We start from the raw sequence: 22987 nt of genomic DNA, 5'->3' as shown, positions 1-22987 counted from the left end.
CGGCGCCTCGTGTCGGTTCGAGGAACAGTTTTACCTAACACTGTTCGGTTTCACTCTTGCGGGGAGGGCGGAGCACGCCTTACCCTCGAACAACCGAACAGCGTTAGGTTACTTGGGAGCAGCCGTGATCGATTTCTCATTGAGCGAAGAACAGCGCGCCGTCCAAAGCTGGGTGCGGACCTTCGTCGAGCGGGAGCTGATGCCGCTGGAGAACGAGGTCCTGCGGCGTGAACGCGAGGGCCATCCGCCCGGGCTGAACGCCGAGGAGGTGCGCGGGCTGCGCGCCCTGGCCCGCAAATCCGACTTCTGGGGCGTGGCCACCCCCGAGGAGTACGGCGGCATGGGCCTGGACGCGATCTCCGAGGCGCTCATCGAGATCGAACTCGGCCGCACCTTCTTGACCTTCAAGTTCGGCGGCGAGGCCGACAACATCCTCTACTACGCCAACGAGGAACAGAAGCAGCGCTACCTGCTGCCCACCATCGCCGGTGAGCGCAGGTCCTGCTTCGCCATCACCGAACCCGGCGCCGGTTCCGACGCCAAGGCCATTCGCGCCAAGGCCGTGCGCGACGGTGACGAGTGGATCATCAACGGTGAGAAGACCTTCATCACCGGTGGCAACGAGGCCGACTTCGCCATGGTGTTCGCGGTCACCGACCCGGAGAAGGGCGCCAACGGGGGCGTGACCTGCTTCCTCGTCGACCGCGACATGGGGTGGACCTCCGAGCCCATCGACACCATGGGCGAGCGCCGCCCCGCCGCACTCATCTTCCAGGACGTGCGGGTCCCGCACGCCAACATCCTGGGCGAGGAGGGTCAGGGCTTCAACCTGGCGATGAAGTGGATCGGCAAGGGGCGCTACCTGCTGCCGGCCCGCGCCCTGGGCGGCTGCGAACGCCTGCTCGACATGGCCATCGAATACTCCAAGACCCGTGAGACCTTCGGTGCCCCGATCGCCGACCGGCAGGCCATCCAGTGGATGATCGCCGACTCCCAGACCGAGATCGAGGCGTTGCGTCTGCTGGTCCTGCACGCCGCTTGGCAGGTCTCCCAGGGCAAGGACTCCCGGCACGCTCAGTCGATCGCGAAGCTGTTCGGCGGGGTCAAGGCCAACGAGATCGTCGACCGTGTCATGCAGATCCACGGCGGCATGGGGTACACCCGTGAGCTGCCCATCGAACGCTTCTACCGCGACGTCCGGCTGCTGCGCATCTTCGAGGGCACCGACGAGATCCAGCGCCGCACCATCGCCCGCGACCTGCTCAAGGGCCACGTGAAGGTGGGCGCAACCCTGGGGTAGGGCAAGCGGGAGCGAGAAAGGGGCCCGTGGCACGTGAAGAGCGTCGCCACGGGCCCTCCTCGTTCGCGAGGATCTCGTACCCACGGCCGAGCTCGAAGCCGAACATGACCACGGGTACGAGATCGCCGGAGGTTCGCTACTTCACGCCGACCAGGTCGACCACGAACACCAGGGTCTCCCCCGGCTTGATGACGCCGCCGGCACCACGGTCGCCGTAGGCCAGGTGCGGCGGGATGACCAGTTGACGGCGGCCACCGACACGCATGCCCATGACGCCCTGGTCCCAGCCGGAGATGACCTGGCCGGCACCCAGACGGAAGTTCAGCGGCTCGCCGCGGTTCCAACTGGCGTCGAACTCCTCACCGGTGGAGTGGGCCACACCCACGTACTGGACACTGACGGTGCTGCCGTGTCCGGCCTGCGTCCCCTCTCCGATCCGGATGTCGGTGATCTGCAGGTCCGCGGGCGGTGGGCCCTCGATGAAGTCGATCTCAGGACGCTCGAGCGCCATGACGTGTCCCCTCTCGTGGTGTGGTTCGAGGGGCCCAGGTTATCGGTGTCATCGGGTGTTCCCCGACGGAACGGGTTCAGTTCGCACCCACGGTCGCGGCGATCACGTGTCCATGACCCTCGACCTTGATCGGACCACTGTCGGCCTGTACGAACACCGACTCCCCCCGTCGCAGGTCGGTACCCTCGCCGACCTCGGCGACCAGTTCCACCTCTCCGTGCAGGACCAGGAGCACGGTGGGGCCGTCACCGGGCAGGTGGGCGGCGATCTGGCCGGGACCGATCTCGTGCAGCGCGAACTCGGGGGCCGGCGGGCGGAACTCACGGCGCCCGTCCACGAGGGTGGGCCGGGCGTAGGGGATGGGCAGGACGGAGAAATCCACCACGTCGAGCAATTCGGGGGCGTCCACGTGTTTGCCGGTCAAGCCGGCCCGGAGCACGTTGTCGGAACTGGCCATCACCTCGATGGCCGTGCCTTGGAGGTAGGCGTGCAGGTTTCCCGCCGGCAGGAAGAGGGCCTGCCCGGGCCACAGGGTGAGGCGGTTCAGTAGCAGGCAGGCAACGGCCCCGGGGTCGCCCGGGTAGCGGGCGGCCAGGTCCGTGACGATTTCGGCGTGATCACAGCCGCGGTCGCGTTCGGCCCACTCACCGACGAAGGCGTCGATCATCCGTCGTCGGTCGCTGTCGGGAAGGCTGAGCAGGCGGGTCAGGGCGGCGCGCAGGGCGGCGTGGGTGTCGGGGTTCGACAGGTCCCCACGCAGCCGGACGGCGAGTTCGGAGGTGAGTCCGCCAAGGTCGGCCAGGGTCGCGGCGGGTTCCCGAAAACCGCACAGGGCGTCGAAGGGCTCCAGTGCGAGCAGGAGTTCGGGTTTGTGGTGGGGGTCCCGATAGTTGCGATGCGGGGCGTCCACCGGGATCCCGGCGCGTTCCTCCGCCTGGTAGCCGGAGCGGGCGCGCTCGGCGTCGGGGTGGACCTGCAAGGACAGGGGTGCTTCGGCGGCCAGGTACTTGAGCAGGTAGGGGAGGCGGGCACCGAAACGTTCGGCGGTGCGATGACCGAGCATCCGGTCCGGGTCGGTGGCGATCAGCCCGGGCAGGGCCCTGGGCCCACCGTCGATCTGCACGGTACTGGGTGCGCCATGGTGGGCTCCCAGCCACAGCTCGGCCTGGGGGGTGCCGTCCGGTTCGACCCCCAACAGACGTGGGATGGCTTCGCGCGCCCCCCAGGCATACGGTCGTACCTGGTTGGTGAGCCGGTGCATCCACTCCCCACTTTCCCGTTCGTGTCTTCTCACCTCGTGGACACCTCCGCGAGGTGCGGACAGTCTCGCGAAAACAGGTTCCCTGGTCGACATGGCACGCCCCACTCTTCGAGGTAGTGCACACCTCACCTCACCAGGTGGGCGGGCTCCTGGCCGGCCTCTGGGAGGACGGCCGCGTCTACAAAGTTACTGGGAAGTAAATCATGATCCGGGACACGTGAACAGCACCACATGATCACCTTCCCACGACACCACCCCCGGGCCACGACCGAAGTGACCGAGGAAGACCCGGGCTGACATCATGCCCCCGATCATCCCCCTCATCCCCCAGGAGGCCCTCCACCGCGCCTACGTCGAGCAGGCGCCCTGGAGCGATCGGCGCCACGAAGTGGATTCAGCGGGGCCGCCGCACACGGTCCGCCTCCTCGACCAGTCGGTCGATCATCCGCTGGGTGAGTTCGGGGGCGGGTTGGGGCAGACCGGCGATCGCCGCCATGTACAGGCCGTCCCCCGCCCGAAGGATGATCTCGGCCAGGACCGGATCGGTGAGCTCGGCGTGCAGCAACTCCTGCCAGTGCGTGAACAGGTACCGCACGTGCCGGACCGCTTCCTCCCCCAGCTCCTCATGGCTGCGCAGGGCGGCGATGACCGACCAGTACAACTCCTTCTCCTCGGGACTCTGCGGCAGCGATGTGCGCAAAAAGACCCGGACCACGCCCTCCTCACTCTCCCGAGCCTCCTTGAACTCGGCCTCGGCCAGTTCGACCAGCCGCTCGACCAGCCCGTTCATCAACGCGGCCTTGGAGGGGAAGTGGTAGAGCAGTCCTCCCTTGGACACCCCCGCGTCGCGGGCGACGGCCTCCAGGGTCACCGCGGAATAACCCTCACCGACCAGGATCTCCTGCAGGGCGTCCAGGAGTCGGTCACGTGTGTTAGAAGTGCTCACGTTGACACTGTACCGGCCGGACGGTACTGTACCGTCTGGACGGTTGAAGAGTCCCTCTCGTGTGCTTCGAGCACACCCGGTCGACCAGACTTCCCGCCCGGTCCCGCCCACACCCGCAGCGGGCCACCCTTCGCGCCCTCACACGAGCCGCGCGACACCCTGTGACCCGATCAACGAGGCAATGATGAGCTCCGCCAAGACCGGCAATGACCCTGTCCGCGCGCATGGGGGCGACGGGGGACCGATCGCGCTCGCGGGCCCCCGCGAATGGGCCGCACTCGCCGTCCTGGTCCTACCCGTACTCCTGATCTCGGTCGACATGACCGTGCTCGGCTTCGCCGTTCCCGCCCTCAGTGAGGCCTTGGGCCCCACCTCGGGCCAACTGCTGTGGATCATCGACATCTACGGCTTCATCCTGGCCGGCCTGCTGATCACCATGGGTTCGCTCGGCGACCGGATCGGGCGGCGACGCCTGCTCATGATCGGGTCGGCCGCCTTCGGCACGGCCTCCCTGCTCGCCGCGTTCTCTCCCAACGCCGAGGTATTGATCGCCGCCCGGGCCCTGCTGGGCGTCGCGGGCGCCTCCCTGATGCCCTCGACCTTGTCCCTGCTGCGCAACATCTTCTTGGATCCCCGACAGCGACTGCTCGCCATCGCGATCTGGGCCTCGGGATTCTCCGGTGGTGCCGCTCTCGGTCCCGTCCTGGGCGGCTGGCTGTTGGAGCACTTCTTCTGGGGATCGGTGTTCCTGATCAACCTGCCGGTGATGGCGCTGATCCTCATCCTGGTCCCGCTGCTGGTGCGCGAGTCCCGCAACCCCGATTCCGGCCGTATCGACCTGGCCAGCGTGCTGCTGTCACTGGGCGCCATGCTGCCCGCCGTGTACGGGATCAAGAAACTGGCCACCGGCGGCCTCGACGCGGCGCCCATCGCCTTCCTCCTGGTCGGCCTGGCCCTGGGATACCTGTTCGTCCACAGGCAGAGGAGGCTCGCGGACCCGCTCATCGACGTCGACCTGTTCCGCTCACGCGTGTTCAGCGTCGCCGTGGCCACCAATCTGATGGTCGTGTTCTCGATGGTGGGGTCACTGTTCTTCCTCACCCAGTACCTGCAACTGGTGCTCGACGTCTCGCCCATGCGCGCCGGTCTGGTACTGGTACCGGGTCTGGTGGTGTCCATCGTCGCCGGCCTGGTCGCGGCCCGGGTCGCCCGACACCTGAGCCTGGCCACCGTGATCGGGGTGTCCCTGACCGTCACCGCGGGCGGGTTCGCCACCTTGGTGTTCACGCCCTCCGACGAGGTCACCCGAGGCGTGGTGCTGGTCGCCACGGCCTTCGTCCTGATCGCCTTGGGCACCGGTTTCGCCGAGACCCTGACCAACGGAGCCATCATGTCCGCCGCCCCGCCCGAACGGGCCGGCGCCGCCTCGGCGATCTCCGAGACCGCCTATGAGATGGGGGGCGCCCTCGGTGTGGCGGTGCTGGGCAGTGTGCTGACCGCGTACTACCGCGCCCATCTGCCCGAGGTGGACGAGGTGCCCGCCGAGGCCACCAGAGCGGCCCGAGAGACCCTGGGGGGTGCCGCCACCGCCGCCGAGCAGGTGGGGGGTTCAGCGGGAGCCGCGCTGCTGGACCACGCCCAGGTCGCGTTCACCGACGGTATGCACTTGACCTCGGCCATCGCCGTGGTGATCGTGCTGTTCGCCGCGGCTCAGGCCTGGTTCCTGCTACGTGGTCGGGGCAACCCCGCGGTGGAGGCCCCGGAACCGATCGTGACCCACCACCCCGCCCCGGAGAAGGAGGCCCCGGCCAAGGCCGACGAGACGGCCCCCTCCCCCGAGGGCACGCGAACCTGAAGCAACGGATCGGCCCCGGGAAGACGACCCTCGCCGGGGCCGATCCGGCTCACCAGGCCCCCGGCAGGGGCAACAGCTCCACGTCCTGGCCCGCCCATCCCGGCGGTACCACCGCATAGGCCTGGGCCAGGGCCGCGCCGCGCAGGCTCCCCGGACGGTCGTGTCCGACCGGCTCCGCTCGACCCCCGACCACGCGCACGGCCACCAGCCGAGTCTGGTCCGGTCTGGAGCGGACCTCTCCGAGCAGTGGCATCGGCCCCAGGGTGGACTCGGATCGACCCGCCATCCCACACAGCAACGGCACCAGCAACGTGAGGCAGGCCACCAGGGCGGCGTTCGGATTGCCCGGCAACCCCACGAACACGGTGTCATCGGCGTGCGCCAGCAACTGTGGATGCCCTGGACGGCAGGCCACCCCGTCCACCACCACCCGCACGCCCATTTCCTCCAGAACCGCGCGCAGATGGTCGGCGGGCCCCTTCGAAGAGGACCCGCACACCAGCACCACGTGAGCGTGGGCACCGGTCAACGCCTCCCGCAGGTCCTCGTAGCCATCACCCACAAGACGGCTCCGTTCCAAGCGGCCACCCGCCCAGGACACCACGCCCGGCAACAACGGTCCGATGGCGTCGCGCACCACGCCTTCACCCGGCAATCCGTTCGTGATGATCTCGTCCCCGGTGATCAACACCTCCACCCGTGGCCTACGCACCCGCAGCAGATCGTGGCCCAGACTCGCGGCCAACCCCAGCACCGCCGGAGTCACCTCGGTCCCCTTCCGCAGCACGACCTCTCCAGGGGCGGTCTCCTCACCGCTCCACCGCACGTGACGACCCGGCGCGACCTCCCCGACGACCTCCCCGACGACGTGCCCCTCGCTCACTCGCGCGAACTCATAGGGCAACACCGCGTCAGTGCCCTTCGGCGCCCGTGCGCCGGTGGCGATCTCCACCGCCTCACCCGGACCCAACGACGGTCCGGCCACCGGGACGCCCGCCAATTGGGAACCCACCAAGCGCCAAGGTCCCTCACCCGCCACCGCGTACCCGTCCATCGCCGAGGCGTCGAAGGCCGGTGAACCCACCAATGCCCTCAGGTCCTGGGCCAACAGCCCACCCAGGGCCTCCCCCAGTGGGGACTCATCGACCGGACATCCCCGACGTTCCCCCAGTTCGCGGGCCGACTCACGCGCCCGCCTCCAGGACGTGAAGCCCTGGTGGTCACCACACTGCTCCGCCACGGTCGAGTCCTCCTCGCTCCGGGGGCGCGCCCCTGTCCTACCCGGCCCCTTCAGAAGGACGCTACCGACCGCGTCTCGTCCCGTCACCGAGCCCCACCGAGCTTCGATTTGCCGTCTGACGAATCTCCGCTAAAGTCTTTACCAGCGGCAAGGCGGGATCGACGAGAGAAGGTCCGGCCCGAACGCAAGCGGACGTGGCTCAGCTGGTAGAGCATCACCTTGCCAAGGTGAGGGTCGCGGGTTCGAATCCCGTCGTCCGCTCGGAGGAGACGCTGGGGCGGCTTGATCGCTTCACGTGTACTCGGTGGAGTGGCCGAGAGGCGAGGCAGCGGCCTGCAAAGCCGTCTACACGGGTTCGAATCCCGTCTCCACCTCCCAGTTCCACTGGGGCGATTAGCTCAGTTGGCTAGAGCACTACCTCGACACGGTAGGGGTCACAGGTTCGAGTCCTGTATCGCCCACACACGGGCCCCTGCGGTCGATCGCTCAGCGATCGACCGCAGGGGCCTTCTCTTTGCGCGGATCACCCTCGCACACGGTCCTCGAAGAAGCCGGACGGCCATCGATGGATGCCGCGTACACCCGTTGGAGGGGTTTTCGGTCATCTGACCGGCGCTCAGGCCTGAGACGTCCCGTGGTGATGTCCGGGGACTCTCGAACAATCACGTCAGAGCACGAAGGGGATCGTCGAACACGTGTTCCCGCCCGGCGAGCACGGCGCCACGTCCAGCTCGACCCTCGACACCGACGTGGCCGGCGTACTTCCTCACGGTCAGACGTCGAAGAACACGTCCGCCCGTCCGCGTACGGCCTCGGCGGCCAACCGGGCGACCTGGGCGGCGGAGACCGGTCCCCCAGGGGTGCCGAGGAACCACTGGAGCACCTCGGAACCGTGGAGACCCTCGGGCATCTCCTCCCCGGCGTAGACCAAGGCGTACAGCGCCGTGTTGGGACCGAACCGCCAACTCTCCTCCAGGCCCCCGACGTCCACGGCATCGAACCCGAGGTCGTCCAGCAGGGCCTCGGCTTCCTTCTTGGCCCCCGTGTCATCGCCTGCGATGGGCAGGGCGGTGCGAGCCGTCACACCCTTGGGTCTGGGCAGCGCGGCCAGATGGTCGGTGGTGATGTTGTTGAAGGCTTTGACCACGCGGGAGTCGGCCAGATGACGCTGCACCATGCCGCTGGAGGTCAGTTCGTTGGAGTCCAGTTCCGGCAGGTGGCCGTCGCGTTCGACGGTGTAGTTCATGGTGTCGATGACGACCTTTCCCGCCAATTCGCGCTGGGGTAGTCGGGTGTGGGCGATCAACGGGGTCGCCGCCACGACGATGTCGCCCACGGCGGCCGCCTCGGTGGACGTCGCCGCCCGTGCTCTCGGGCCTAACCTCGCCACCTGGTCGGCGAGGCTCTGAGGGCCGCGTGAATTACTCAGCACGACCTGCCATCCGCCGAGGATGGCCAGACGGGCGACGGTCTGACCGACCGCCCCCGCACCGATGACGCCGAGGATTCGGGACATGTTGCTCTCCATGGATGTGTTCGGTTCGGGTGGCGGCATCGCCACCTTCAGACACCCGACACCTTATTTGATACTGAGTGTCAAAGTCGATACCTAGATTCCATCAAGACCACAAGTCCCAGCCATGGAGATAACCTGGACGGTATGAGCACCTCCCGAGCGAAAACCCGAGACATCGGACGCGGCGCCGTGCGAGAGGAGTTGGCGCGGACGGCCTTCCCCCTCTTCTGTGATCGGGGCTTCGACGAGGTCACCTTCGAGGAGCTGGCCGCCGTCTCCGGCGTCTCGCGCAGCACGTTCCTCCGCTACTTCGGCAGCAAGGAAGAAGTGGTCCTGTTCAGTTTCGACCCGCTGGGTCCACAGATGACCGAGGTGTTGCTGGGCCGTCCCGCCCACGAGAAGGACTGGCCTGCCCTGCGGCACGCCTTGGCCCCGGCCACGGCCTTCTTGAACCGCGATCCCTCCGAAGGGCTGGCGCTGCTAGGGCTGATCGGCCGCACCCCCGCGCTGTGTGCTCGCCTGCGCGAGAAACAGGCCGGCTGGCGCCCCGATCTGGCTCGGGCGTTGGCCGAACGCCCCGGCGCGCGACCGGGCCCCGACCTCCCCAGGCAAGCGTTGGCGGGTGCCGCACTGGAGTGCCTGACGGTATCCCTGGAGCACTGGGCCTCGACCGGAGGGGACACCGACATGGACGAGCTGATCGATGACGCCTTCAGCGCCTTCACCGACTGAACCGCCGTGCGGCGCGTTTCGATACCGCGCCGACCGGCGCCCACGCCCTCGGGTGCAGGGCGGCCACGTGATCACTCCGAACGCTAGGCGAGCGTCCCCGCCGAAGGCACATACCTGGGGTGGCTCATGCGGGAGCCACCCCTCCCGTGAACCGTCCCCTCGTGAGGGCGGGCCGTTCGGCAGAATGTACGAACAAGGCTCCCGAGCAGGAATCGAGGCACACCGATGAACATAGGCACCCGTGGACCGTCGAGGCTGCTCCGACCATCGATGCGCCCTTGGGTCGACCTACGCGAACCCGCCGCACCCACTGACGCGGCACGTGTGCGCGCGATGTTCCTGGGGGTGTCCACGGTCCTGCTCACCGACGGCGTCAACACGGTACTGACCGACGGTTTCTTCAGCCGCCCGCACAAGCTCCGGGTCGCGCTGGGCCGGCTCTCCCCCGACCACGCACGGGTACGGGCCGCGCTCGAACGCTTCCGTCTCACCGAACTGGACGCCGTGTTCGTAGTGCACTCCCATTACGACCACGCCTTGGACGCCCCCTTGGTGGCCGAACTGACCGGGGCGCGCCTGATCGGCTCGGAGTCCACCCGCAACATCGCCGCCGGCCAAGGACTGGCCCCGGATCGGTTCGACCCGGTGACCTTGGGCGCACCGATACGGATCGGCGCCTTCACGCTCACCGCGCTCCCCGCCGAGCACAGCCCGGGGGACATCGCCCCCGGCCGGATCGAGGAGCCGCTCGGCTCGGGAAGGACCACCGAGTTCAGAACCGGCGACTGCTACTCGCTGCACGTGGCCCATCCCGACGGGGAACTTCTCGTGCACGCCAGCGCCAACTGGGTCCCCGGTGCCCTCGACGGCCACCGCGCGGACACGGTCTATTTGGGGGTGGGAGCATTGGGGAAGCAGAGCGAGGACTTTCGCGACGAGTACTGGCACCACCTGGTGACCCGTACCAAGGCCCGGCGGGTCGTCCCGATCCACTGGGACGACTTCACCCTCTCGCTGGATCGATCCCCACGGCCACTACCCGGGGTCTTCGACGACTTCGCCACGACCATGGAATTCCTCTCCCGCCGTTCTCGAACCGACCGGGTGGAGTTGGTGTTGCCGGTCCTGGGGCGGCGTACCGACCCGTTCCGCCCCTGAGACGGAGAAAGCAAATCAAAACACCTGAGAAGGGACTGGTAGTTTGGCGCTGAATCAATAATTCATCAGCGAGCGGAATCATGTCCCTCGAAAACGAGAACAAATCCACCCCTCTCACATCCGTTTCGGAGGTCGCCCCTCCTCCACTTTTCTCCACCCTTCTGCGAAAAATCGCGGCGAAGACCTTTCCGCTGTACCTGTCCATGGTCGCCGGTGTCATGGGCACCCTGGTCACCGCGTCCGTGCTGGGCCACACCGGAACGGCCTCCTTGGCCGCCTACTCGATGACCGTCGCGGTGTTCAACCCGGCGGTCATGGTCGTCCAAGGCGCGTTGCGTGGTTCCGTGCCGTTCGTCGCCGAGAACGGTGAGGATCCTCAAGCGCTGGAGGGCACCTTTCGCGACGCGATGTGGCTGGCCTCGTGCGCCGGGCTCGTCGGTGCCCTGCTCGTNGCGGGGGTCCCCGCCCTGGCCGCTCTCATCGGTGCACCCGAGGCCACCGTCGCCGCCTTCGGTCTCTTCCCCCACCTCATGGCCCTGACCTTGGTGGCCACCTCATTCCAGGCATGCGCCACCACCCTGCTGATCGCCCTGGGCCGATCCAAGGAGGCCATGTGGGTCGGGTTCGGCAACACCGGGATGTCGGTCGTGCTCATCCCCCTGTTGGTGATGGGCCCCGGTCCGCTGCCCGCGTTGGGGATGACCGGCGCCGGCATCGCCATGTTCTGCAACGCCACCACCGCCCTGGTCATCGCCCACCTGCTGCTACGCCGCCGCACCGCTCTGGCCGGGCACAGGATCGGCCCGAAATCACCCCGATGGCGCTCGGTGTGGCGGATGGCCCGGGTGGGGTTGCCTCTGGGTTCCACCCTGCTCATCAAGTTCGGGGTGTTGGGCTTGTTGGCGATGGCCGCCGCCACCGTGGGCGTGAGCGACGCCGCCGCCCATCAGATCCTGGTCACGTTGCTCACGTTCGTCTTCCTCCCCGCAACCGCAGTGGGTCAGGCGACCGTGCCCTTCATGGCCCGCGCAGCCTCAAGTGCCCTCGAACACGGGTACGGCGAGGTGCGCCGTACCCTGCTGGCCGGGATCACCCTCGCCCTGCCGGTGGTGGCGTCGAGCATGGTGCTGGTCTTGCTCGTGGCCTGGCCGCTGACGGGTGTGTTCACCCCGGACCCGCAGGTGCGCTCGCTGGTGATCGCCGTGCTACCGGTGTTGTTCCTCGTGGTCGCGGCCGACGCGGTCCAGGTCCTGCCCGGCATGGGTCTGCTCGCCCTCAAACGCACCACCCCGACCATGTACACGTTCGCGGTGTGCTTCGGGCTCTTGGCCTTGGCGGCCTTCCCCGTGGCAGCGGCCGGCGGACTGGCCTGGTTGTGGACGGCCTACGCCGTGGCCTGCCTGGGTCTCGTCCTGGGTCAGTACGCGAGTTTCCTGCGCGCCACCGCGACACCTCGTTCCTGAATCACCCATGTTCCCAAGGCCCGCAGGACACCGTCTCCGGGCCTTACCGACCGATCGAGGTTTCCAACCCCGTACCGAGGACGTGCGCGCCGTTTGGGAGACTCTCGGGGAAGAGGGAACCGGTCCGCGTGCCCGACACGCGGCGTTCCAGATCGGGTGAGGAGCATCGATGGTCGCGAGTGAGACGGTCACACCGAAGGTGATCGTGGGGGTCGACGGATCGAAGACGGGCGAGCGCGCGCTCGCCTGGGCCGCGGGAGAGGCCGCCCGCCGGGGGTGGCCGCTTCTACTGGTCCACGCCTTGGACATGCCTTTGGTGATGTCGGTGTACGCGGGGCCCACCCGTTTTCCTCCGAGCGAGGAGATCACCGAACGGGGCCGGGACCTGTTGGAACGCGCCCAGGCTCGGGTTCGTGAACTCGAACCCGACCTGAGGGTGGAGACCGACCTGGCCTTGGAGGACCCGGCGAAGGCGCTGTTGAGGCGGAGCGCCCCTCAGGACCTGCTGGTGACGGGTTCGCGGGGACTGGGCGCGGCCCGTTCCGCCCTGGAGGCGTCGGTGAGCGTGCGTTTGGCGGCGCGCGCGGAGTGCCCGGTGGTCGTGGTGCCCGAGGGTGAGGACCCGGTGGGCGTGCCGCGTCGGATCGTGGTGGGGGTGGACGGCTCCGCCTACTCCCGTAGTGCTCTGGACTTCGCCCTGCACGAGGCCGCGCGGGTGGAGGGCGGATCGGTGGTCGTAGTGCACAGCTGGCAGGTGCCGCTGCCCTTCGACGCCGACTCGTTGGCCGGGAGCGGTTGGTCCCCGCCGGACGATCTGCTGGACCAGCGTTCGCAGGAGATGGTCTCGGACATGCTCACCCAGGTCCAGGACGAGCAGACCCAGCGCGTGGGGGTGAGCGTGATGCGTCTGGGCACGGACCCGGCCGACGCCTTGGTCGAGGCGGGCTCGAGCGCGGACATGATCGTGGTGGGTTCACGCGGCCGGGGCAGTGTGCGCGGATTGTTGCTGGGTTCGGTGAGTCAGGCGGTGCTGCACCAGGCGACCGTCCCGGTCACGGTGTTGCCTCGCGCGGTCCGCAGGCTCTGAGCCCTCGACGGACCTCGTGTCCGTAAAAGGGGAGGGGTGACATATGTTGTGCGCCCCGGGTGCGCCGGCTCCACCATTGCTGGAAAGGCGCACCCCCTTTCAGCCACCTGGGAAAAGGTGACCTCGTCACCTTCCCCTCACCCCTTGGGGCGACCATGATCGATGAATCCGAACCGGCATGGGCACGAAGGCAGCACAAAAGACGTTTCGGATATCTCACAATCCCCTTCCGGTCACGCCCATAACCGGGATCCGGGTCCGGGTCCGGGTCCGGCATCAATCGAGGGTGTCACCAGGACCATGTTCAGGCCTGAACATGGTCCTGGTGACACCCTCGACTTCCCACCCCTTCCCGACCGGGTGATCCAAATCGGTGGTGGGTGTGAGCCACAGGCCACAGCCCAAGGACCCGATTCCCGGGCACCCCACACTCGAAAACACGGTTACGCGCCACCCGCAACACCGGCACGAAATCGATCTTGCTTCCAGGGTCACGGAAAACGTTTTCCGTGACCCTGGAAGCAAGATCACGAACGAAACAGGCCCGACACAGGCCCGGGCCAAGCCCCAACCCCCAGCCCCCAACCCCCGGTCCCACCACCAGAGCACCCACAAGCGGACACCTCTCCAAAAACCACGAAAGTCGAGGGCGCCGAAATGGGCGCCCCGAGCAAGATCATCGCGAAAAGGGTGAAGGCATCCGACCGCCTCGCGGCCGGACGCGAGCGCCGAACCACCTCGTGGTTCGTGACCTTGGGTAGTTGAAACATCATTTTATGTAAGACTCATCACAGTGCGCCGGTTTCCAACTTAGGTTAGCCTCCCCTGAGTTGACCTCAACGACCGACCTGCCCCAGGCCGATCCACCCATCCCCCGCCGAAGTCCGTCCCACGGACCCCTTCGGCGTGCCCACCCCCAGGAGGACGATTCATGAGCTCTCCCGCGAGGTCCCTCGAGGACCCGCCCGGGCCCTTGGCCCTCGACCACCGGGACCAACTGTTCGACGCACGCAGCGCCGGACGTTACCGGGCCCTCAGCGAGGACGCCATCGGCCGGGTCGCCGACCGGATCGCCCGCGTCGACCGGCCCTGGACCGGGGCCACCGCCGAGGACCTGCGCCCCCAAGTCGAATCCGTGGACCTCGAACGTCCGCTGCGCGACCCCTCCGCCGCCCTGGACGAGTTGGAACGGCTCTACCTCGACGACGCCGTCTACTTCCACCACCCCCGCTACATGGGTCACCTCAACTGCCCGGTGGTCCTGCCCGCCCTGCTCGGTGAATCGGTGCTCTCTGCGGTCAACTCCTCCCTCGACACCTGGGACCAGAGCGCCGGCGGCACCCTCATCGAACAGCGGTTGATCCGCTGGACCACCGACCGCCTCGGCCTCGGAGAACGGGCCGACGGGGTCTTCACCAGCGGTGGCAGCCAGTCCAACCTCCAAGCCCTGCTCATGGCCCGCGACGAGACGCATCGACGTGAGGGTGGCCCTCTAGCCGAACTCCTGCCCCGGATGCGCGTACTGACCTCTCAGGTCGCACACTTCAGCGTCGCCAAGTCGGCCGCCCTGCTGGGGTTGGGACACGAGTCCGTCATCTCGGTGGCATGCGACGACCGCCGACGCATGCGACCGGACGCCCTGGCCGCCGAACTGCGCCGCTGCCGAAGCGAGGGGTTGCTGCCCATCGCGGTCGTGGCCACCGCCGGAACCACCGACTTCGGCAGTATCGACCCCCTGCCCCAGATCGCCGACCAGTGCGCCCGGCACGACCTGTGGATGCACGTGGACGCCGCCTACGGGTGCGGCCTGTTGGTCTCACGCCACCGCCACCTGCTCACCGGCGTCGAGCACGCCGACTCGGTCACCGTGGACTTCCACAAGTCCTACTTCCAACCGGTCAGCTCCAGCGCCGTGCTGGTGCGCGACTCCCGCTCGCTGCGCCACGTCACCTACCACGCCGACTACCTGAACTCTCGCTCCGATGGCAGCACCCCGCTGCTCTGCCCCAACCAGGTCGACAAGAGCCTGCAGACCACGCGCCGCTTCGACGCGCTCAAGCTCTGGTTGACCCTGCGGATCATGGGCGCCGACGGGGTGGGCGCACTCTTCGACCAGGTCTTGGAGCTGGCCGCCCAGGGTTGGGAGTTGCTGGACGCCGACCCGCGTTTCACCGTGCTCACCCGGCCCACCCTCAGCACCCTGGTGTTCCGTTGCGCGCTGCCCGGGGTCTCCCCAAAGGTCGCCGACGGCGCCAACCGGTACGCGCGTGAGGCCCTGCTGGCCTCGGGACTGGCCGTGGTGGCCCGTACCACCGTGGACGGCCGCCCGCACTTGAAGTTCACGCTGCTCAACCCGCGTGGTACCCGCCAGGACATCGCCGAGGTGCTCGACCTGATCGCCGCGCACGCCGAACGCTACGTCGCCGAACACGGATCGGTGGTCGAGGCCGCCCCCACACTCACCAACGCCGGGAGGACCCGTTGAGCACCACCGTCCACGACTTCGCCGCCATCGGCGTCGGTCCGTTCAACCTGGGATTGGCCTGCCTGAGCGATCCCATCACCGAACTCGACGGGGTCTTCCTGGACTCCAAGGCGGAGTTCGACTGGCACGGCGGCATGTTGCTGCGGGACGCCGAACTACAGACGCCGTTCATGTCGGACCTGGTCACCCTGGCCGACCCCACCTCCCCGTACTCCTTCCTCAACTACCTGAAGGAGACCGGGCGGCTCTATCCGTTCTACATCCGCGAGCGCTTCTATCCGCTGCGCGCCGAGTACAACGACTACTGCCGGTGGGCCGCCGCGAAGCTGGGCGAGAAGGTCCGCTTCGCCCAGCGCGTGGATCGGGTCGAATACGACGCCGAGCAGGCCCTCTACCTGCTGCACAGTATCGACACCGGGACCGGGGAGCGTGGGCTCGTTCGGGCCCGGCGGCTGGTCCTGGGCACCGGAACCCCGCCCTACGTCCCCGACGCCTGCCGGGACCTGCCCGGGGACGCGGTGCACAGCTCGGACTACCTGTTCGCGAAGAAGGCGCTCCAGGACAAGCGCAGCGTCACGGTGGTGGGCAGCGGGCAGAGCGCCGCGGAGATCTTCCACGACCTGCTCCAGGACGTGGACGCCCGCGGCTACGAGTTGAACTGGGTCACCCGGTCGCCGCGTTTCTTCCCGCTGGAGTACACCAAGCTCACCCTGGAGATGACCTCCCCCGAGTACGCCGACCACTTCTTCTCGCTTCCCTCCCAGACCCGGAAGCGGTTGGTCGGCTCACAGAAGAACCTGTACAAGGGCATCGACTCCGAGCTCATCAACGCGATCTACGACCTGCTGTACGCCAAGAGCGGACGCGGCCCGCTTCCGGTTCGGCTGATGACCAACACCGAGGTCACCGGGGCCGCGCGGGACGAAGGCACGGCCGGGTACCGACTGGCGCTGCGCAACTCCGACCAGGGGCGCGACTTCGCCCTGGACACCCAGGGCCTGGTCTTGGCCACCGGTTACCGGTACCGGGCCCCGGCGTTCTTGGAGTCGATCCGAGACCGACTGGCCTGGGAGGGACGGGACCGTTTCCGGGTGCGTCGCGACTACCGGGTCGACCTGGCCGCGCACGCCGACGGCGACGACGGGTCGCCGGCACCGGCGGGAGCGGTGTTCGTACAGAACGCGGAGCTGCACACACACGGTTTCGTCTCACCGGACCTGGGCATGGGCGCCTACCGCAACTCCTACATCCTGCGGGCACTGCTGGGCCGCGAACCCTACCCGGTGGAGCGTTCCATCGCCTTCCAGGAGTTCGGAGCCCCCCTCGGAGCCGAAGCGGAGGTGAGCGCTCGATGAATCGTGCCTTTCCCACCGGTCTGACCAGGGTCGATCCCGACCTGGGAACCTTCCGCCTCGCCCCCGTGGACGTCGAGGCCCACGTCGAACTCCTCCATGGCTGGCTGATCCATCCCAAATCGGCGTACTGGCTGATGACCGACGACTCGTTGGAGGACACCGCTCGCTACTTCCGGTCGGTACGCGACTCCGAGCACGAGAACGCCTATCTGGGCACGTGGGAGGGCGAGCCGTGCTTCCTCGCCGAGCTCTACGCCCCCGAACACGGGGAGTTGGCGCCGCACCACGACACGCTCCCGGGCGACGTGGGGATGCACTTCCTGGCGGCCCCCACCGACACCCCGATACACGGGTTCACCCTCGCCGTCATCACCACCGTGATGGAGCTGGCGTTCGCCGACCCCGCCATCGAGCGCGTGGTCGTGGAGCCCGACGTACGGAACGAGGCCGTGCACAGGCTCAACGAGGCCGTGGGGTTTCGGGTCGAGTCCACCATCCATCTGGCCCAGAGCGGCAAGGACGCCTACTTGAGCACCTGCACGCGCGAGGACTTTCGGGCCACCACGAGAGGAGTCGTGCGTTGAGCATCGACCGCACCGTCCCCCTACCCTCCACCGCCCCGGCCCGCCCACCACTTCGGGTGGTCGGTGCGTCGACCGACCCGCGTGGGCTCGTGGACCACCTGGAGCCCAAGGCGTGGGCGCGGGCCAATCGGCTGTTGGTCCGCAAGGCCTTGGCCGAGTTCGCCCATGAGCGGCTGATCACACCCGAGCTCGGCGATGACGGCCACTACACGGTCCACGCGCCCAACGGCGCCCGCTACCGGTTCACCGCCCACGTCATGGCCTTGGAGCACTGGCGGATCGACGTCGAGAGCATCGTTCGCCACCGCCCAGGGGGCGCGGCCACCGAGCTCGACGCCCTGGACCTGGTGTTGGACCTGCGTGAGGATCTCGGGTTGAACGAACAGGTCCTGCCGGTCTACCTGGAGGAGATCACCAGCACCCTGGCGAGCAGTGCGTTCCGCATGGGGAAGGGACGGTCCTCGGCCATGGAGCTGGCGCGCTCGGACTTCCAGGAGATCGAGGCGGGGATGACCGAAGGACACCCTTGCTTCGTCGCCAACAACGGGCGGTTGGGCTTCGACGCCGCCGAGTACCGCGCCTATGCCCCCGAGGCCGCCGAACCCGTGCGGTTGGTGTGGGTGGCGGCTCGGCGTTCGCGCACCGTCTTCTCCCACTCGGCCGACCTGGACCCGGAGGACTTCTTGCGCTCGGAGCTGGGCCCCGAGCCCTTGGCCTCGTTCCGGGCGCAGCTGGAGGATCTGGGGCTGGACGCGGCCGACTACCACCTCGTTCCGGTGCATCCGTGGCAGTGGTGGAACCGTCTGGCGGTCACCTTCGCCGCCGACCTTGCCCGCCGAGACCTGGTGTGCCTGGGGTACGGGCCGGACGAGTACCGGGCACAGCAGTCCATCCGGACCTTCTTCAACACCTCCGAGCCGAAGCGGCACTACGTCAAGACGGCTCTGTCGGTGCTGAACATGGGATTCCTGCGCGGGTTGTCGGCGGAGTACATGGAGGCCACCCCGGCCATCAACGACTGGCTCGCCGCGTTGATCGCCGAAGACGAGACGCTGCGGCGGACCGGGATGGAGGTGTTGCGGGAGCGAGCAGCGGTGGGGTATCGGGCCACGCACTACGCCGAGGCCGCCCCGAAGGGTTCGCCGTACCGGAAGATGATCGCCGGGCTGTGGCGGGAGAGCCCGGTACCACGCCTGGCCGAGGGTGAGCGGGTGGCGACGATGGCGTCGTTGCTGCACACCGACGCCGAAGGCGCCTCCTTCGTCGGGGCGCTCATCACCGAGTCGGGTCTGGCCCCGGCGCGGTGGTTGCGCCGCTACCTGGACGCCTACCTGGTGCCGCTGCTGCACTCTTTCTACGCGCACGAGTTGGTGTTCATGCCGCACGGTGAGAACGTCATCCTGGTGCTGCGCGAGGGGGTGCCCCAGCGGGTGCTGATGAAGGACATCGCCGAGGAGATCGCGGTGATGAGCGCCGACGCGCACCTGCCCGGGGAGGTGGAGCGCATCCGGGCCGAGGTGCCCGAGGACATGCGTCTGCTGTCGTTGTTCACCGACGTGTTCGACTGCTTCTTGAGGTTCCTCAACGGGATCCTCGCCGACGCGGGGATGCTGTCTCAGGAGGACTTTTGGCGGACGGTGGCCGAGTGCGCGGCCGATTATCAGGCCTCGGTGCCGCACCTGGCGGAGCGGTTCGAGCGCTACGACCTGTTCACGGATCGGTTCGCGCTGTCGTGTCTGAATCGGCTCCAGTTGCGGAACAACCGGCAGATGGTGGACCTGGAGGATCCGGCCGGGGGGTTGCGGCTGGTCGGAACCCTGGAGAATCCGATCGCCGTCTACCGTCCGAGGGCCGGGCGCGACTGATTCGGAGTCCGTGAAGGCGCGCGAAGCGGGCCCGTCAGGGGTGTTCTCCCCGGCGGGCCCGTTCGGCGTTCAGCACGGCGGGGAGCAGTCCGGGAAGGCGCTCCTCCAGGTCGGCGGTGCGCAGCCGGCTCTTTCGCGAGGTGCCTTCGTAGTACTGGTGGATGATTCCGGCCTCGCGTAGCACCCGGAAGTGATGGGTGGAGGTGGACTTGCTCACCGGGAGTTCGAAGGCGACGCAGGCCATGTCCTGATGTTCCCGGTCCAGTGCCAGCACGATGCTCAGCCGCACGGGGTCGGCCAGCGCGCTCAGGACGGTCTCCAGGCGGATCCGCGAGGTCTCGGGATGTTCCAGACGACGCCCGGACGCGGTGGCGGAAGCGGACTCGGACATGCTGTGGCCTCCCTTACCCCTTTCCACCCAAAAGTACGGTGACCTTCGTAGTTTGACAACCATCGTAGTACGAGGTTTATCGTACTAAATCTGTGATCCCCCAAGGCGGAACCCAAGCGAAGGAATCCGACGTGAGCTCGTTGTTCACCCCGTTGACCCTGCGTACCCTCACCATCCCCAACAGGGTGTGGATGGCCCCGATGTGCATGTACTCGGCCGCCGACGAAGGGCCGCTGACCGGCGCACCCACCGACTTCCACCTCACCCACCTGGCTTCCCGGGCCGCCGGGGGCGCGGGCCTGGTGATGGCCGAGGCCACCGCGGTGCGCGCCGATGGCCGAATCAGCCCGTGGGACCTGGGCCTGTGGAACGACGAACAACAATCCGCCTTCACCCGCCTCACCACCGCGATCCGCTCCCACGGCTCCGTGCCCGCGATCCAGCTCGCCCACGCCGGCCGCAAGGCCGCCACCGACCGCCCCTGGCTCGGCGGTGGGGCCCTGTCCGAGGCCGAGGGTGGTTGGGAAGCGGTGGCGCCCAGCGCGTGGGCCTTCGAGGGGCTACCGGTACCGCACGAGCTCACCGTCGCCGAGATCGACCGGCTGGTGACCGACTTCGCCGACTCCGCCCGACGCGCCCTGGCCGCCGGTTTCCAGGTCGTGGAGGTCCACGGCGCCCACGGATACCTGCTCAACTCGTTCCTGTCCCCGGCGGGCAATCGGCGCACCGACGCCTACGGCAGTGACATCGAGGGCCGCATGCGCTTGCCGCTACGGGTGGTCGAGGCCGTGCGCCAGGTGTGGCCCGAGGATCTACCGGTGTTCTTCCGGGTCTCGGCCACCGACTGGATCCAGGAGAACTCCGAGGACACCCGCACGGGTTGGGACGCGGACGACACCGTGCGCCTGGCCAAGGAACTCCAGGCCCGAGGGGTGGACCTGGTGGACGTGTCCACCGGTGGCATGGTCCACGACGCCCCCATCCCGACGGCTCCGGGTTACCAGCTGCCCTTCGCCACGCGGGTACGTGAGGAGGCCGGGGTGCCCACGGCCGCCGTGGGGCTCATCACCCAGGCCCGCCAAGCCGAGGAGATCATCGCTTCCGGTGCCGCCGACGCCACCATGCTCGGCCGTGAACTGCTGCGCGACCCCTACTGGGCGCACCACGCCGCCGTGGAACTGGACGCCTCCTCGCGGTGGCCGGTGCAGTACGGCTACGCCGTCGGCCGCCCCTGAGCACGGAGCGACGCCCCTGAGCGACGGAGCCGACCCCGGCCGCCCCTTCGCCGGCGGCGCTGCGCGAGGATGGGCCCGGCGCACCGCGAGGAAAGGGACGGGCGACGTTGGGTGACAGGAGTTTCGCGCTGGGGTCGGCCAGGGTCCACGTATGGGAGCCGGACGCGACGCCCCGGGCCCTGGTACAGCTCCAGCACGGTTTCGGCGAGTACGCCGAGCGCTACGTGCACGGATACCAGCGACTCATTCCACGCCTGCTGGGGCTGGGCTTCGAGGTGTGGGCGATGGACCTGGAGGGACACGGCCACGCGCCCGGCCGCCGGGGATCGGTGGACGTGGTGCGGGCCGTGGCCGACCACGCGGCCCTGCGTGGCCTCATGCTGGAGCGTGGGTCGCCGGTACTGCTGTTCGGCCATTCGCTCGGCGGGTTGGTGAGCGCGGCCAGTGTGCTCACCGCCCCCCAGGGGGTGCGAGGCGCGGTCCTGACCGGACCCGGGTTCCTGCCACCGGCCCCACCCGGGGTCTGTCTGACGGCGGGACTGGTCGCCTCGCTGTTCCCGCACCTTCCCGCTCCGCGCCCCAGGGCTCGACGAAGGCGACGCACACCGGGAAAACGGGTGAACGGGGACCCGATGCTGTTCACCGGTCGTGCGTCGATGCGGGTGGCGGCGGGGGTGCTGCGCACCTCGGAACGGATCTGGCAAGACTTGGACCAGTGGCGGACCCCGTGTCTGGTGGCGCATGGGACCGCGGACACCTTCACCGACCACGAACAGAGCGTCCGGTTCGCGCAACGGTCACCGTCCTCGGACATCACCCTGCACCTGGTGGAGGGTGGGCGCCATGAACTCCTGCATGAAAAGGCCGGTGACGAGGTGCTCGAGCTGGTCCTGGCCTGGTTGGAGGAGCACAGCCTGGACTGATCCGCGCCCTCTCCCCTACCCCAGGCTCCAGGCGTCCCGTCGAACGCGCGGCGGCCCCGTTCGGCCAAGAGCGTCTCCCCTTGAGAACCATCACCGTTCCGACGGGCTCGGTGTGAGGCCCCCGGTCCACGGACACTCAGGAGGCGTCCGTGGACCGGGGGCGCGAACGGGCCCCACCAGCGGTTTCGGAGCAAAGTACGCTCAAACGGCGGACCAGCCGCCGTCCACCGGCAGGATCACGCCGTTGACGTTGCTCGCGGCCTCGGAGGCCAGGAAGACGATGGCGGCGGCGAGTTCGGCGGATTCGGCGATCCGGCCCATGTTGCCCATGTAACGCCCCAAGGTGGTCGGGCCGTGGGCCCCGGGGTCGGCCTGGACACTGATCCCCGTGGCGACGCCGCCCGGGGCCACGGCGTTCACCCGGATCCCCTGATCCCGGTACATGACCGAGGTGGACTTGACCAGGCCGACCACACCGTGTTTGGAGGCGGTGTAGGCGGCCCCCGAGGCGCCGCCGCGCAGGGAGGCCTCCGAGGCGGTGAAGACGATGGAGCCCTTCTGCTGCGCGGTCATGTGCGGCAGGACCGCGCGGGTGAGCAGGAAGGGGGCGGTGAGGTTGATCCGCAGGACCCGCTCCCAGACCTCGTCGCTGACGTCGGCGGTGGCGGACATGTCGTCCATGATGCCCGCGTTGTTGATCAGGACGTCGATCCCGCCGAGACGGTCGACGGCGGTGGCGACGACTTCTTCCACCACCTTGGGGTCGCTGAGGTCGCCGACCACGCTCTGGACGGTGCCACCGGCGGCACGGACCTGTTCGACGGTCTGGCGGGTGGCGTCGGCGTCGAGGTCGGCGACCAGGATCCGGGCTCCCGCCTCGGCGAGTCTCAGGGCGGTGGCGCGGCCGATGCCGGAACCGCCCCCGGTGACGATGGCGTTCTTGTTCTCCAGACCCGTCATGAGGGTTACCTCTCCGTCGTGGACGGGTCCGGCGGTTCCGGGCCCGCTGATCTCTCTTCGTGTCACACTAAGATTTTTTGTCGCTTGCAGACAAATATTCTTCAGGCGAGATCCGGATCG

General features: G+C 68.3%; 19 protein-coding genes and 3 tRNA genes. 15 read left to right on the top strand and 7 right to left on the bottom strand.

Annotation, left to right across the window (positions count from 1 at the left end):
• Positions 1–124: 124 nt before the first annotated feature.
• Positions 125–1300: an acyl-CoA dehydrogenase family protein gene (locus D472_RS0122095; protein ID WP_017606627.1), complete on the top strand. Its 1176-nt coding sequence runs from the start codon at positions 125–127 to the stop codon at positions 1298–1300.
• 136 nt (positions 1301–1436) lie between these two features.
• On the opposite strand, the gene D472_RS0122090 is transcribed toward D472_RS0122095, so the two are convergent.
• The 3 genes from D472_RS0122090 to D472_RS0122080 form a co-directional block, all read right to left on the bottom strand.
• Positions 1437–1811 (bottom strand): FKBP-type peptidyl-prolyl cis-trans isomerase, encoded by a 375-nt coding sequence (locus D472_RS0122090; RefSeq protein ID WP_017606626.1) that lies wholly within the window; start codon positions 1809–1811, stop codon positions 1437–1439.
• 76 nt (positions 1812–1887) lie between these two features.
• Complete coding sequence (gene manA / locus D472_RS0122085) at positions 1888–3072, bottom strand: mannose-6-phosphate isomerase, class I (RefSeq protein WP_017606625.1); 1185 nt, start codon at positions 3070–3072, stop codon at positions 1888–1890.
• Positions 3073–3466: 394 nt separating this feature from the next.
• Entirely contained in the window at positions 3467–4018 is a 552-nt protein-coding gene (locus tag D472_RS0122080) for a TetR/AcrR family transcriptional regulator (RefSeq protein ID WP_017606624.1), read from the bottom strand.
• 184 nt (positions 4019–4202) lie between these two features.
• Here D472_RS0122080 and D472_RS0122075 point away from each other — a divergent pair, with 184 nt between their 5' ends.
• Positions 4203–5873, top strand: a complete 1671-nt coding sequence (locus D472_RS0122075) for an MFS transporter (protein ID WP_033304433.1) — start codon at positions 4203–4205, stop codon at positions 5871–5873.
• A gap of 49 nt (positions 5874–5922) precedes the next feature.
• On the opposite strand, the gene D472_RS0122070 is transcribed toward D472_RS0122075, so the two are convergent.
• Entirely contained in the window at positions 5923–7113 is a 1191-nt protein-coding gene (locus D472_RS0122070; protein ID WP_017606622.1) for a molybdopterin molybdotransferase MoeA, read from the bottom strand.
• 188 nt (positions 7114–7301) lie between these two features.
• On the opposite strand from D472_RS0122070, the gene D472_RS0122065 reads away from it, so the two are divergent.
• The 3 genes from D472_RS0122065 to D472_RS0122055 all read left to right on the top strand — a co-directional run bounded on the left by D472_RS0122065 (position 7302) and on the right by D472_RS0122055 (position 7574).
• Positions 7302–7374: transfer RNA gene (locus tag D472_RS0122065), tRNA-Gly, on the top strand.
• A 42-nt stretch (positions 7375–7416) separates the two neighbouring features.
• Positions 7417–7487 (top strand) — tRNA-Cys (locus D472_RS0122060).
• 13 nt (positions 7488–7500) lie between these two features.
• Positions 7501–7574 (top strand) — tRNA-Val (locus D472_RS0122055).
• A gap of 311 nt (positions 7575–7885) precedes the next feature.
• Here D472_RS0122055 and D472_RS0122050 read toward each other — a convergent pair.
• Entirely contained in the window at positions 7886–8629 is a 744-nt protein-coding gene (locus tag D472_RS0122050) for an NADPH-dependent F420 reductase (protein ID WP_026117964.1), read from the bottom strand.
• Between the two features lie 144 nt (positions 8630–8773).
• Between D472_RS0122050 and D472_RS0122045 the strand changes: the two genes are divergently transcribed.
• The 8 genes from D472_RS0122045 to D472_RS0122005 all read left to right on the top strand — a co-directional run bounded on the left by D472_RS0122045 (position 8774) and on the right by D472_RS0122005 (position 19358).
• Entirely contained in the window at positions 8774–9361 is a 588-nt protein-coding gene (locus tag D472_RS0122045) for an acyl-CoA-like ligand-binding transcription factor (protein ID WP_017606620.1), read from the top strand.
• Positions 9362–9631: 270 nt separating this feature from the next.
• Positions 9632–10519 (top strand): MBL fold metallo-hydrolase, encoded by an 888-nt coding sequence (locus D472_RS0122040; protein WP_017606619.1) that lies wholly within the window; start codon positions 9632–9634, stop codon positions 10517–10519.
• A gap of 80 nt (positions 10520–10599) precedes the next feature.
• Positions 10600–11982 carry an MATE family efflux transporter gene (locus D472_RS0122035; protein WP_017606618.1) on the top strand — a complete coding sequence of 461 codons (1383 nt, stop codon included), beginning with the start codon at positions 10600–10602 and terminating at the stop codon, positions 11980–11982.
• A 169-nt stretch (positions 11983–12151) separates the two neighbouring features.
• Complete coding sequence (locus D472_RS0122030; protein ID WP_017606617.1) at positions 12152–13069, top strand: universal stress protein; 918 nt, start codon at positions 12152–12154, stop codon at positions 13067–13069.
• A gap of 931 nt (positions 13070–14000) precedes the next feature.
• Positions 14001–15554 (top strand): pyridoxal phosphate-dependent decarboxylase family protein, encoded by a 1554-nt coding sequence (locus D472_RS0122020; protein ID WP_017606615.1) that lies wholly within the window; start codon positions 14001–14003, stop codon positions 15552–15554.
• A complete protein-coding gene (locus D472_RS0122015; protein WP_017606614.1) occupies positions 15551–16909 on the top strand; it encodes a lysine N(6)-hydroxylase/L-ornithine N(5)-oxygenase family protein in 1359 nt (452 codons plus the stop codon). Before D472_RS0122020 ends, D472_RS0122015 begins: the two co-directional genes overlap by 4 nt.
• Positions 16906–17493 (top strand): GNAT family N-acetyltransferase, encoded by a 588-nt coding sequence (locus D472_RS0122010; protein WP_017606613.1) that lies wholly within the window; start codon positions 16906–16908, stop codon positions 17491–17493. Before D472_RS0122015 ends, D472_RS0122010 begins: the two co-directional genes overlap by 4 nt.
• The gene (locus D472_RS0122005) at positions 17490–19358 is read left to right on the top strand and encodes an IucA/IucC family protein (RefSeq protein WP_017606612.1); all 1869 of its coding nucleotides are present in this window, start codon (positions 17490–17492) and stop codon (positions 19356–19358) included. Before D472_RS0122010 ends, D472_RS0122005 begins: the two co-directional genes overlap by 4 nt.
• 34 nt (positions 19359–19392) lie before the next feature.
• Here D472_RS0122005 and D472_RS0122000 read toward each other — a convergent pair whose 3' ends face one another.
• On the bottom strand, positions 19393–19749 hold the full coding sequence (locus D472_RS0122000) for an ArsR/SmtB family transcription factor (RefSeq protein ID WP_017606611.1): 357 nt from the start codon (positions 19747–19749) through the stop codon (positions 19393–19395).
• Positions 19750–19880: 131 nt separating this feature from the next.
• On the opposite strand from D472_RS0122000, the gene D472_RS0121995 reads away from it, so the two are divergent.
• A complete protein-coding gene (locus tag D472_RS0121995; RefSeq protein ID WP_017606610.1) occupies positions 19881–20984 on the top strand; it encodes an NADH:flavin oxidoreductase/NADH oxidase in 1104 nt (367 codons plus the stop codon).
• 107 nt (positions 20985–21091) lie between these two features.
• The gene (locus tag D472_RS0121990; protein ID WP_017606609.1) at positions 21092–21907 is read left to right on the top strand and encodes an alpha/beta fold hydrolase; all 816 of its coding nucleotides are present in this window, start codon (positions 21092–21094) and stop codon (positions 21905–21907) included.
• A 201-nt stretch (positions 21908–22108) separates the two neighbouring features.
• Here the strand turns inward: D472_RS0121990 and D472_RS0121985 are convergent, their stop codons facing one another.
• The gene (locus D472_RS0121985) at positions 22109–22867 is read right to left on the bottom strand and encodes an SDR family NAD(P)-dependent oxidoreductase (protein WP_017606608.1); all 759 of its coding nucleotides are present in this window, start codon (positions 22865–22867) and stop codon (positions 22109–22111) included.
• Positions 22868–22987: the final 120 nt, after the last annotated feature.

Source organism: Nocardiopsis alkaliphila YIM 80379 (assembly GCF_000341005.1).
GTDB classification, from domain to species: domain Bacteria; phylum Actinomycetota; class Actinomycetes; order Streptosporangiales; family Streptosporangiaceae; genus Nocardiopsis; species Nocardiopsis alkaliphila.
The sequence above is the reverse complement of the archived record's forward strand: the minus strand, read 5'-3'. Positions and strand labels throughout refer to the sequence as shown.